Genomic DNA, 11,877 nt, shown 5'->3' with positions numbered 1-11,877 from the left:
TCATTCGGGTTCGAATTCCTTCGGCGCGTCGCGGCCGAGCAGGTAGCGCGCGGGATTGGCGTCGAGACGGTCGCTGATGCGGCGCAGGTCGCGGACCAGCGAACGCAGTTCGCCGAGCGTCGGGCCGAGCTGCGACAGGCCGTCGTTGGCGAAGCTGCTGATCGCCGCGCGGTTCTCGTTGAGAATGGTGTCGGCGCCACCGGCGGCCGAGTCCATGCGCGCGAGCGTGCTTTCCAGACTCGACACCAGCGTCGGCAGTTTCTGCACCAGTTCGCGGTCGAAGTTGGTCATCGCACGGTTGGTCGTGGTCAGCGTCTGCTCCAGCTGTTCGCTGGCGTTGCGCGCATTGACGATGATCGCGGCCAGATCCTCGCGCTGCCCGGCGACCGAACCGGTCATGCCTTCGATGTTCTCCAGCGTGTTGGAGATGCGCGCGACGTTCTCTTCGCTGAGCACCTGGTCGAGACGCTCGACCAGACGGTTCGCGGTGTCGGAGATGTTCTGCAGCGCCGAGGCTTCGGTCTGGATGATCGGCACGCGGTCGCTGTCTTCGGACACCAGCATCGGTGCTTCGGGCGAACCGCCGGTGAGCTGGATGATCGGCGAGCCGGTCAGGCTGGTCATCGACATGCGCGCGCGGGTATCGGTCTTGACCGGTGCGTTGGCCTGCAGGCGCAGGCGGGCGATGACCTGACGCGGGTCCTGCGGCGCGAGCTGCAGGTTGTCGACCGTGCCGACGGCGATGCCGTTGTACTGCACGCTGCTGCCTTCGCTCAGGCCGGTCACCGGCTCGCGGAAGACGACATCGAACTCGTTCCAGCTGCGGTCGGACGAGTACTTCGCCGCCCACAGCGCGAAGCCCAGCAGGGCGATCGACGCGATGAGCGTGAACGCGCCGATGAGGACGTAATTGGCTCTGGTTTCCATCAGTGGGCTCCCGGGCCGTCGGCCCTGGCATCGCGTGCGGCACGGCCGCGCGGGCCGTGGAAATAATCCTGGATCCAGGGATGGTCGATTTGCTCGATCTCCGCCACCGGCGCCACCGCGATCACCTGCTTGTCGGCCAGGACCGCGATGCGGTCACAGATAGCGTACAGGGTGTCGAGGTCATGTGTGATCAGGAACACGGTCAGTCCCAGCGCTTCCTGCAACGTGCGGATCAACCGGTCGAACGCAGCCGCGCCGATCGGATCGAGGCCGGCCGTGGGTTCGTCGAGGAACAGCAGCGGCGGGTCGAGGGCCAGCGCCCGCGCCAGGCCGGCGCGCTTGCGCATGCCGCCCGACAGTTCCGCGGGCAGCTTGTCGAGCGCGTTCGCCGGCAGGCCCGACAGCTTGACCTTCAGCAGTGCCAGCTCGTAGCGCAGCGAGTCGCGCAGGTCCGGGTGATGCTCCTTCAGCGGCACCTGCACGTTCTCGCCCACGGTCAGCGACGAGAACAGCGCGCCGTCCTGGAACAGCACGCCGGTATTGCGCTCGATGTGCCGGCGCTCTTCGAGGTCGCGCGACAGCGCATCGGCGCCCAATACTTCGATCGTGCCAGCCTGCGGCGTGCGCAGGCCGAGGATGGTGCGCATCAGCACCGACTTGCCCGTGCCCGAACCGCCGACCACGCCGAGGATCTCGCCGCGACGCACGTCGAGATCGAGATTGTCGTGCACGGTCTGCGCGCCGAACCTGTTGACCAGGCCACGCACGCGGATGGCGATTCCGTCGCCGGAATCATCCTGTGCGTGCGCATCGCGGATGGTCGTCTCGGACATCGTCACCATCCCACGTGCATGAACCAGATCGCGGCGAACGCGTCGAACACGATCACCAGCGAGATCGTCTGCACCACGCTCGATGTCGTGCGCTCGCCGACCGACTGCGCCGTGCCCTTGACCTGCAGGCCTTCCAGACAGCCGATCAGTCCGATGACCAGCGCGAAGATCGGCGCCTTGGACATGCCGACGAAGAAATGCCGGACATTCATGGTTTCGTACATGCGCGCCATGTACGCCTGCGGCGGAATGTCGAGGCTGAAGGCGCCCACGGTCAGGCCGCCGACGAGGCCGGCGATCATCGCGATGAAGGTCAGCAGCGGCAGCATCACCATCAGCGCGACGACGCGCGGAATCACCAGCAGGTCGACCGGGTCGAGCCCGAGCGTGCGGATCGCATCGACCTCCTCGCGACTCACCATCGCGCCGATCTGCGCGGTGAACGCACTGGCGGTGCGACCGGCGAGCAGGATCGCGGTCAGCAGCACGCCGAACTCGCGCAGGAATGCGATCGACACCAGTTCGACGACGAAGATCGTCGCGCCGAACTCGGCAAGCACGGTCGAACCGAGAAACGCGATCACCGCACCCACCAGGAACGACAGCAGCGCGACCAGCGGCACTGCGTCGAGGCCGACCTGTTCCATGTGGTGCACGGTCGAGGTCAAGCGGAAGCGTCGCGGCGAGACCAGCAGGCGACCGAGCTTGACCAGGGTTTCGCCGAGAAAGCTGACCAGCGACACAACCTCGCGCCAGTTGTCGTGCATCGTCTCGCCGAAGCGGGCGAGCGCGGCATACACGCCGTAATCGCGCTTCTTCTTCGGCCGGTCGTCGGCGACGTCCTCGATCGCCTCGACCAGCGCGTGGTGGTCGTCGCGGAAGCGGAACGTCGAGAAATCCAGGCCGCGTTTCTCGGCGAAGCGCAGCAGCTGCAGCACGCCCACTGAATCCAGCCGGTCGACGCCCGTGGCGTCCACGTCACCCGCCGGCGCTTCATTCGCGCGCAGTACCGTCTCGATGTCGCCGGCATGCGCCAGCGTCCAGTGTCCGCGCAGCCGCAGCGACCCACCGTCACCGGACTCGGCGCTGGGCGTGGCGTGTTGGGGGACAGTCATGCAGGCATCGGTCGGTCGAGGTGCAAACGCCGGTGAGCATACCGAAATCATGCGTGACGCCGCGCATCACGGCGGTACGCCTACCGGGCGCCGGGTGGCCGTGCGATCCTGTGCCGATGTCAGGTGCCACGCCGCTCACCACCGCCAGCTACGCCACGCGCATCGCCTTCGTGGTCGAACTGGCCGAGCATCTGCATGCCTATGGCACCACCGCCCAGCGCCTGGAAGGCGCGGTGATCGCGGTGACCCAGCAGCTCGGCATCGACTGCGAGCCGTGGGTGAACCCGACCGGCATGGTGCTGTCCTTCAGCGATCCCCTGCGGCCGCCGGGTGACAGCGACACCACACGCGTCATCCGCATGTCGCCGGGCGACGTGAATCTCTACAAGCTGTGCGAGACCGACCGCATCGCCGAGCAGGTCATGGCCGGCGAGATGGATCTGGCCGAGGGCTACGCCGCCCTGCGCGCACTCGACCAGCGGGAGCCGCGCGCCTGGGGCAAGGCGTTGCAGGTCATGGGCTTCGCGATGGTGGCGATGGGCGTCGCCGGCCTGTGGCGGTTGCCGTGGGCCGACATCGCGACGGCGGGCACCATCGGGCTGCTGATCGGCCTGCTCGACATGGTCACGCGCAACGGCACGCGGTTGAAAGAAGCACACGAAGCGCTGGCCGGCATGCTGGCCGGCCTGGTCGCGATCCTGGTGTCGGCCTTCGTCACCCCGTTGAACCTCAATACCGTGGTCATCGCCTCGCTGATTGTGATGCTGCCGGGTATGGCGCTGACCAATGCGATCAACGAATTGACCAGCCAGCATCTGGTGTCGGGCACCGCGCGATTCGCCGGTGCGATCACGACGGTGCTCAAGCTCACCATCGGCACGATCATCGCGCTCACCCTGATGCAGATGCTCGGCGTCACCCCGAACGTACGCGCGCTGCGGCCGCAGCCCGACTGGGTGGAGTGGGCGGCGCTGGCGACCGCCGCCGGTGCGTTCGCAATCCTGTTCCGTGCCGGGCGCCGCGACGTGCTGCTGGTCATGGGCGCCGCCGCATCCGGCTATCTCGTCTCGCGCTGGGTCGGCGCCGCGCTCGGGCCGAACATCGGCCTGTTCGTGGCCGCGCTGGTGACCACCGCCGCGGGCAACGGCTACGCGCGCTGGGCGAACCGCCCGGGTGCGGTGATCCGGGTGCCCGGTCTGATCATGCTTGTGCCCGGCAGCAACAGCCTGCGCGGTCTGATGAATCTGGTGCAGCAGCAGGACGTGGCGGCCGGCCAGGAAGCCGCGCTGGTGGTGATGAACATCGTGCTGGCGCTGATCGCCGGCCTGCTGTTCGGCAATGTCGTATTGCCGGCGCGCAAGAACCTCTGAGCCGCACACGAAAACGCCCTCCTAGTGGAGGGCGTCGTCGAGTGTCACTGCGCGGCGTGAACCGCCAGGCTCACTTCTGGATCAGGAACTCTTCCAGCTTGCGGCCCTTCTTGGTGTGCGCGGCCAGCCACAGCGGCTGCTTGCCACGACCGGTCCAGGTCTCGGCCTTGTTCGCCGGGTTGCGGTACTTCGGCGCGACCTTGCCGAGCTTGCGGCCCTTGGTCGCACTCTTGCGCGCCGCCGGCGCGGCAGCGGTGGACGCTGCACGCGGTGCGCCGCCACCGAACAGTTCGGCAATGCTGTAACCCTCGGCCGCGGCCAGGTCGGTCAGTTTCTTGCGGACGGCCGTCAGCGGCTTGCGCTTCTTGAGCGTCGTCTTGCGCTCCTTGGCCTGGGTGATCAGCGCATCGAGCTGCTGGGGGGAAAATGCATTGAGGTCAAACGCCATTTGAGTCGGCTCCGGCTGATTATTGGGAATACCAGTCCATTGGCATGGGCGGCATCTTAATCCTGTTTATCCCGGGCCGACAAACGCCGTGTACACGGCTGCGCGGCCGGTATGTGCAGGCCGCGTGAGCATTCTCGATTATCCAGCGGTAATACCGCCGGTCTCGTGTCGGAAACCCTCAGCCGCGCAGGCGCGAAAACAGCGCTTCGCGATCGAGATTCTCGGCTTCGCTGGCATGGCGTGCGCGATATTCGAACGCGCCGGACTCCAGTCCACGTGCCGAGACCACCACGCGATGCGGGATGCCGATCAGCTCGATGTCGCCGAACATCATGCCCGGACGCAGGCCGCGGTCATCGAGCACGGTCTCGAAACCGGCCGCGCCGAGTTCGCGATACAGCGCATCCGCCGCCTCGGCCACGTGCGCCTCGTTCTTCGGATTGATCACGCACACCGCCACCTGCCACGGCGCCATCGCGACCGGCCACAGGATGCCGTTGGCGTCGTGGTTCTGTTCGATTGCCGCCGCGACGATGCGCGACACGCCGATGCCGTAGCAGCCCATGAAGGGCACGCTCGCCTTGCCGTTGGCGTCGAGGACCTTGAAGTTCATCGCCTCGGCGTACTTGCGGCCGAGCTGGAACACGTGACCGACCTCGATGCCGCGCGCGACCTTCAGTTCACCGCCGTCTTCGGCGCGGTCGCCGGCGACGACGTCACGGATGTCGGCGACGACGTCGGCCTCGGGCAGGTCGCGGCCCCAGTTGACGCCCGCGATGTGGAAACCGCTTTCGTTGGCGCCGACGACGAAATCGGCCAGTGCGGCGACTTCCAGATCGGCCACGACGCGGATCGGTTTCGCTGCACCGATCGGTCCGAGGAAGCCCGGCGCAGCGCCCAGATGTGCGGCGATCTCCGCTTCGGTCGCCATGCGGTAATCGGCCAGGCCGTCGACCTTGGCAAGCTTGATCGCATTGACCGCGTGGTCGCCGCGCACCAGCGCGAGCACGAAAGTCTCGCCGGCCATCAGCGCGATCGACTTCGCGGTGCGCGCGAGCGGAATGTCGAGCAGGGCGGCAACGTCCTCGCAGGTCTTCTGCGTCGGCGTGTCGACCTTGCGCAGGTCTTCCGATGCCGCCGGACGCGGCGCGGGTGCAGCGGCGCGCGCGGCTTCGACATTCGCGGCGTAATCCGAGCCGGTCGAGAACACCAGCGCGTCCTCGCCCGAGTCGGCGATGACGTGGAACTCCTGCGACGCGTCACCGCCGATCGCGCCCGAATCGGCCTGCACCGAACGGAATTCGAGACCCAGGCGGGTGAAGATGCGCGTGTAGGCGGCATGCATCTTCTGGTACGAGGCGGCCATGCCGGCCTCGTCGATGTCGAACGAGTACGCATCCTTCATCAGGAATTCGCGCGCGCGCATCACGCCGAACCGCGGGCGGATCTCGTCGCGGAACTTGGTCTGGATCTGGTAGAAATTCATCGGCAGCTGCTTGTAGCTGGCCAGTTCGCTGCGGGCGAAATCGGTGATGACTTCCTCGTGCGTCGGGCCGAAGCAGTACCAGCTCTCCTTGCGGTCCTGCATCTTCAGCAGCTGGCCGCCGAATTTCTCCCAGCGGCCGGTTTCTTCCCACAGCTCGCGCGGCTGCACGGCCGGCATCAGCAGTTCGATCGCACCGGCGGCGTCCATCTCCTCGCGCACGATGCCCTCGACCTTGCGCAGCACGCGCAGGCCCAGCGGCGACCATGTGTAGAGACCGGCGCCCAGCTTGCGCAGCATGCCGGCCTTGAGCATCAGCTTGTGGCTGGCGACCTCGGCATCGGCGGGCGTTTCTTTCTCGGTGCGGAGGTGGAACTGCGACAGGCGCATCGGCGGCATCTGGCTGGGAACGGGGGGCGATAGTGTGCCATGCGCCCCGCGCGTCCCGGCGTGCCGCCGGGGTTCAGCGGCAGTAGGCGCGGACCGCGGCTTCCGACAGCGCGAGCTGGTCGGCGCGTTCGCTGCCGGCGAGTTCGCGCGGCTTGCCGTCGGCACCGAGCTGCTGCACCGCGCCTTCGCCCTTGAGCGCGGCGACGTTGCTCCGGGCGAGTTCGCACTGGGTGTTGTTGCCACCGGCGTTCGTGGTGGTCGCCGTAGCCGCGGGAGCAGCGACCGGCGCAGGCGTGACCGGCGTGGACGAAGCGGCGTTGCCGTGCATGTTGCGCACCTCGAAGCGGGTGCCCGCGGGCGGCGGCGTCTGCGAGTAGTGGGTCACTCCACTGGCGTCCTTCCAGCTGTAGACCTCGCTGGCGGCCAGCGGTGCGGCCGCGATGAGCAGTGCGAGGGCGGTCACGAGAGTGCGGCGCATGGCGGTCCCCGGCAGTGCACGAATGTGGCGGCGATTGCAGCACTCCGGGGCCGCAGGTGCAACTGCGGGTGCCGGCGGGCGCGAAGCAGGCGCTACACTGCGATACATGAGCGAGACCGACCCGACCCCGCGCCGCGGCCGCGGCATCTACCTGCTGCCCAACCTCTTCACCACCGGCGGCCTGTTCGCGGGATTCTTCGCGATCATCGCCGCATCGCAGGGTCGCTTCAGCGCCGCCTGCATCGCGATCTTCGTCGCGGCGATCCTCGATGGTATAGACGGACGGGTCGCGCGACTGACCAATACGCAGAGCGAGTTCGGCGTGCAGTACGACTCGCTGGCCGATCTGATCAGCTTCGGCCTGGCGCCTGCGCTGGTGATGTACCACTGGTCGCTGCTGGCGATGCGCGTCGACGGTGCCACGCTCGGCAAGGTCGGCTGGCTCGGCGCGTTCCTCTATGCCGCCTGTGCGGCGCTGCGCCTGGCGCGTTTCAACAGCCAGGTGGCGACCGTCGACAAACGCTACTTCGTCGGCCTGGCCAGTCCGGCCGCGGCAGGCCTGATGGCGAGTTTCGTCTGGACCTGCCACGAACTCGATTTCACCGGCGATGCCCTGCGGTACGTCGCACTTGCGGTCACCGTGGTCTGTGGCCTGCTGATGGTCAGCCGCATCCGCTACACCAGCTTCAAGGGCAGCGGCACCGGACCGAAGGCCGATCGCGTGCCGTTCGTGGCGCTGGTCGTCGCGGTCGGCCTGCTGATCGCGATGTGGGTCGATCCGCCCAAGACGTTGCTCATCGCTGCCGTGCTGTACGCACTGTCGGGGCCGACCTTGTGGCTGTGGCGGCGCCGCGGAGGCACGGAGGCCACCTCGTGACCTGGGATGCGCTGCAGATCGCGGCGCTCGATGCGCTGGGCCATGACCGCTATCGCGTGCAGGTACCCGGCCAGGTGTTGCCGGACGATCCGCTGGTCGAGCCGCTGCTGCGCGCCGCCGGTCTGGATCGCAATGGCGACGGCGCATTCGCATTCGTGCGCAGCCTCGGTGCGCTGTCGGAGCTGCGTTCGGCCGCAGCCAAGCGCGCCCTGTGGCCGCGCTTGCGCCAGTTGCGCCGTCATGGCGGCTGAGCCCGACACGCACCCGGTTCCTGGCGCCACCGCTGCGGCGCGCGACTGGTCGCTGCGCCCGATGCGTGCGACCGACGTCGATGCGGTCATGGAAGTCGAGTTGCGCGCCTATCCGTTTCCGTGGACGCGCGGCATCTTCGACGACTGTCTGCGCGCGGCATATCCGGCGTGGGTGCTGCATGTCGACGGACGTCTCGGCGGCTATGGCGTTCTGAGCGTCGCGGCGGACGAGGCGCACGTGCTCAACGTCTGTGTCGATCCCGACCTGCAGGGCCGCGGCCATGGACGCAGACTGTTCCGCGCGCTGGTCGACCTGGCGCAGCAACACGGCGCCCAGCGCGTGTTTCTCGAAGTGCGCCCGTCGAATCCGAATGCGGTTGCGCTGTATCACGACGAAGGTTTCAACGAGATCGGCCGGCGGCCGCGCTACTACCCGGCGCACAACGGCCGCGAGGACGCGATCGTCATGGCCCGCGAACTGTTCGGCGCCGACTGACACCCACGCCATCTGGCGCGCGCTGCGCGCCCTGACCGGAGATCCGCCATGGGCGAACACACCCGCATCGACAACGAGAAACGCATCGCGCTACTGATCGATGCCGACAACGCACCGGCGGCGAAGATCGATGTGATCCTCGCCGAGGTCGCACGCCACGGCGTCGCCAACGTGCGCCGCGCCTACGGCAACTGGAAAAGCCCGCATCTCGGCAGCTGGGAGAAAGTGCTGCACGAATATGCGATCCGTCCGATCCAGCAGTTCGCCTACAGCACCGGCAAGAACGCCTCCGACATGGCGATGGTCATCGACGCGATGGACCTGATGTACGCGCGCAACCTCGACGGCTTCGCGATCGTGTCCAGCGATGCGGACTTCACCCCGCTGGTGATGCGCCTGCGCAACGACGGGTATGCGGTCTACGGCTTCGGGCAGGAGAAAACGCCGACGCCGTTCGTCAAGGCGTGTTCGACATTCCTGTATCTGGAGAAACTCCGTGCGGCCGACGAGGTCGACAGCGGCGGCACGACCAAACCGCGCACGGGCGGTGAGCTGCAGGCCGATCGCGAACTCGTGCAGCTGCTGCGCAACGCGGTCTCCGCAGGCGCGGACGATGCCGGCTGGTCGCATCTGGGCGAGGTGGGCAGCCACGTGCGCAACCAGGGCTCGTTCGACGCGCGCAACTACGGGTATCGCAACCTCAGTGCGCTGATCGATGCGACGGGTCTGTTCGAGGTGCGCCGGGCCGGGCAGGCGGTCGAGATCCGCGAGGCGCCGAAGAAGCCGGCGGCGAAGCAGGCCTCGCGTGCCCGCGGTCGCCGCAAGCCGGCCGCTGCCGACTGACGCTTCCGCGTCCGGGCCGACTCAGTACAGATCGACCGGATCCACATCCAGCGACCAGCGCGCACGGCGCGCTTCGGGCAGGGCGTAGATCAGCGGCAGCGCCGCATCGAGAATCGCGTGCAGGCGCGGACGCTGGTCGGCAGCGATCAGCAATTGCGCGCGATACACGCCTGCGCGGCGCGGCATCGGTGCGACTACGGGACCGTCGAGTAAGAGCGTCGGCATGCCAGAAGCGTCGCGGCCGGCATGCGGCGCGAGCACGCGGCGCGCGGCCTGCAGGAATGCCATCGGCGGTTCGGCCTGCTGCGACTCGGCGCGCAGCAGTGCGAGCGGTGCGAACGGCGGAAATCCAGCAGCTTCGCGTTGCATCAGTTCGCCTGCGGCGAAGGCGTGGTAGCCACCCTGGATCAGCGTCAGCAGCAGCGGATGCTCGGGGTGGTGGGTCTGCAGCAGCACCTGGCCGGCTTTCTCCGCGCGTCCGGCGCGTCCGGCAACCTGGATCAGCAACTGCGCGAGTTTCTCGCCGGCGCGGAAGTCGGCAGAGAACAGGCCTTCGTCGATGCCGACCACGCACACGAGCGTGAGATTCGGCAGATCGTGGCCCTTGGCCAGCATCTGCGTGCCGATCAGGATGCCCGGCTGACTGCCGAGTTCGCCCAGAAGATTTTCGAGCGCATCGCGACGACGCGTACTGCCGCGGTCGATGCGCAGCACCGGCACATCGGCGAAGCGCGCGGCCAGCAGTTCCTCGATGCGTTCGGTGCCCACGCCCTGCGGCTGCAGACCGAGACTCGCGCAATCCGGACACGCCAGCGGCGCGCTCGCACGATGGCCGCAGTGATGGCATTGCAGGCGACGTCCGCCGGCGTGCACGGTCATCGGATGCGGGCGATCGGGCGTGCTGCAGCGCGGACAGTGCGCGCTCCAGCCGCAGTCATGGCACAGCAGCACCGGCGCGTAGCCGCGACGGTTCTTGAACACCAGCACCTGTCCACCGGCGGCGAGCGCAGCGGAGATCGCGGCGAACATCTCCGGTGAAAGGCCGGCCTCGAGCGGGCGCTTGCGTACATCGAGCACACGCACGGTCGGCGGTTTCGCCGCGCCCGCGCGATGGGTCAAGCGCAGATGCGCGTAGCGGCCGGAAACCGCGTTCTGCAGCGATTCCAGCGACGGCGTCGCGCTGCCCAGCAGCACCGGCACGTCGAGCGCCTTGGCGCGCACCAGTGCGAAATCGCGCGCGTGGTAGCGGATGCCGTCCTGCTGCTTGTAGCTGCCGTCGTGTTCCTCGTCGACGACGATCAGCCCGGCATCGGGCAGCGGCACGAACACCGCCGAACGGGTGCCGACGACGACGCGCGCCTCGCCCCGCGCCGCGGCGGCCCAGACCCGCGCGCGTTCGCCATCGCCCAGCCCCGAATGCAGCGCGTGCACCGGGACGCCGAGGCGGGCGCGGAAACGCGCCAGCGTCTGCGGGGTCAGGCCGATCTCCGGCACCAGCACCAGCGCCTGTCGCCCGCGCGACAGGCAGTCGGCGATCGCATGCAGGTAAACCTCGGTCTTGCCGCTGCCGGTCACGCCATCGAGCAGCAGCGCGGCGAAGCCGGTGCACGCGGCGACCGCATCGACCGCCTGCTGCTGTTCGTCATGCAGGGCGGGCCCGGGCTGTGGCGTGGGCGCCAGCTGCGAGGCCGGAATCGCGAAACGTTCGGCCAGTCCACGGCCGGCCAGCGTGCGCGCGGCGGCGCGCCAGCCGTCCATCGCCAGATCCAGCGCGTCCTCGTCTCTGGGCGTCGGCGCCAGCAGGGCGGCCAGCCGCTGCGGGCGGCCACCGGCTTTGAGTCCGGCCAGCGCGGTCTGGCCGGCTTCGGTCAGCCGCCAGGCCCAGGCGTGGGTGTCGGGCAGCGCCTCGCCGCGGCGCAGGGCGGCGGGCAGGGCCGTCGCCAGCACTTCGCCGAGCGGCGCGTGGGTGTAGCGGGCCAGCCAGCGCAGCGAGGCGGCAAGCTCGCCGTGCAGCAGCGGGGCGGCGTCGAGCCATTCGATCGCCTCGCGCAGCGCCTGCGCGGGGTCGTCCGGCGCGCCGACCCCGGCGACGACCCCGACCAGCTCGCGCGGTCCGAAGGGCACCCGCACCCGGCGCCCGACATCGCCCGGCCCGACGGTGGCACCGGCCGGCGCGCAGTAGTCGAACAAGCGCGGCAGCGGCACCGGCAGGGCGACACGGAGCACGGCGGCGGTAGAGGAGGGGGCGGTCACGGCGACATTTTATCGGTTCGGGAAAGTCCCACCGGCATTTGCGGCGCGAACCTGCCTTGACTTGGACGTTGTTCCTGCAAGTGTCGGAAATAAAAGGGAAAGCGGCTTATCCA

At 68.5% G+C, this 11,877-nt stretch carries 12 protein-coding genes; 5 read left to right on the top strand and 7 right to left on the bottom strand.

Going from position 1 to position 11,877, the window contains the following annotated elements; all coding sequences use genetic code 11:
* From AC3A4E_RS14715 to AC3A4E_RS14705, 3 genes are read right to left on the bottom strand one after another with little or no spacing between them, the layout of a single operon-like run.
* Positions 1–927: an MlaD family protein gene (locus AC3A4E_RS14715; protein WP_487632242.1), complete on the bottom strand. Its 927-nt coding sequence runs from the start codon at positions 925–927 to the stop codon at positions 1–3.
* On the bottom strand, positions 927–1,760 hold the full coding sequence (locus tag AC3A4E_RS14710) for an ABC transporter ATP-binding protein (RefSeq protein ID WP_487632241.1): 834 nt from the start codon (positions 1,758–1,760) through the stop codon (positions 927–929). Before AC3A4E_RS14710 ends, AC3A4E_RS14715 begins: the two co-directional genes overlap by 1 nt.
* Positions 1,761–1,762: 2 nt before the next feature.
* Positions 1,763–2,875 carry an ABC transporter permease gene (locus AC3A4E_RS14705; protein ID WP_487632240.1) on the bottom strand — a complete coding sequence of 371 codons (1,113 nt, stop codon included), beginning with the start codon at positions 2,873–2,875 and terminating at the stop codon, positions 1,763–1,765.
* Between the two features lie 116 nt (positions 2,876–2,991).
* Here AC3A4E_RS14705 and AC3A4E_RS14700 point away from each other — a divergent pair, with 116 nt between their 5' ends.
* Positions 2,992–4,245 carry a threonine/serine exporter family protein gene (locus AC3A4E_RS14700; protein ID WP_487632239.1) on the top strand — a complete coding sequence of 418 codons (1,254 nt, stop codon included), beginning with the start codon at positions 2,992–2,994 and terminating at the stop codon, positions 4,243–4,245.
* A gap of 70 nt (positions 4,246–4,315) precedes the next feature.
* On the opposite strand, the gene AC3A4E_RS14695 is transcribed toward AC3A4E_RS14700, so the two are convergent.
* From AC3A4E_RS14695 to AC3A4E_RS14685, 3 genes are all read right to left on the bottom strand, one after another.
* Positions 4,316–4,693 (bottom strand): H-NS histone family protein, encoded by a 378-nt coding sequence (locus tag AC3A4E_RS14695; RefSeq protein ID WP_487632238.1) that lies wholly within the window; start codon positions 4,691–4,693, stop codon positions 4,316–4,318.
* Between the two features lie 178 nt (positions 4,694–4,871).
* Positions 4,872–6,566 (bottom strand): proline--tRNA ligase, encoded by a 1,695-nt coding sequence (locus AC3A4E_RS14690; RefSeq protein WP_487632237.1) that lies wholly within the window; start codon positions 6,564–6,566, stop codon positions 4,872–4,874.
* 73 nt (positions 6,567–6,639) lie between these two features.
* Positions 6,640–7,044, bottom strand: a complete 405-nt coding sequence (locus tag AC3A4E_RS14685) for a DUF4124 domain-containing protein (RefSeq protein WP_487632236.1) — start codon at positions 7,042–7,044, stop codon at positions 6,640–6,642.
* Between the two features lie 106 nt (positions 7,045–7,150).
* Here AC3A4E_RS14685 and pssA point away from each other — a divergent pair, with 106 nt between their 5' ends.
* From pssA to AC3A4E_RS14665, 4 genes are all read left to right on the top strand, one after another.
* Entirely contained in the window at positions 7,151–7,921 is a 771-nt protein-coding gene (gene pssA / locus AC3A4E_RS14680) for a CDP-diacylglycerol--serine O-phosphatidyltransferase (RefSeq protein WP_487632235.1), read from the top strand.
* On the top strand, positions 7,918–8,172 hold the full coding sequence (locus AC3A4E_RS14675; protein ID WP_487632234.1) for a hypothetical protein: 255 nt from the start codon (positions 7,918–7,920) through the stop codon (positions 8,170–8,172). Before pssA ends, AC3A4E_RS14675 begins: the two co-directional genes overlap by 4 nt.
* Positions 8,173–8,233: 61 nt before the next feature.
* Entirely contained in the window at positions 8,234–8,668 is a 435-nt protein-coding gene (rimI, locus tag AC3A4E_RS14670) for a ribosomal protein S18-alanine N-acetyltransferase (protein ID WP_487632233.1), read from the top strand.
* A 48-nt stretch (positions 8,669–8,716) separates the two neighbouring features.
* Complete coding sequence (locus AC3A4E_RS14665) at positions 8,717–9,511, top strand: NYN domain-containing protein (protein ID WP_487632232.1); 795 nt, start codon at positions 8,717–8,719, stop codon at positions 9,509–9,511.
* Positions 9,512–9,532: 21 nt separating this feature from the next.
* On the opposite strand, the gene AC3A4E_RS14660 is transcribed toward AC3A4E_RS14665, so the two are convergent.
* Entirely contained in the window at positions 9,533–11,764 is a 2,232-nt protein-coding gene (locus AC3A4E_RS14660) for a primosomal protein N' (RefSeq protein WP_487632231.1), read from the bottom strand.
* Between the last annotated feature and the right edge of the window lie 113 nt (positions 11,765–11,877).

The organism is Luteimonas sp. Soil_N_1 (assembly GCF_057656255.1).
This window is presented reverse-complemented; position numbering and strand designations above follow the sequence as displayed.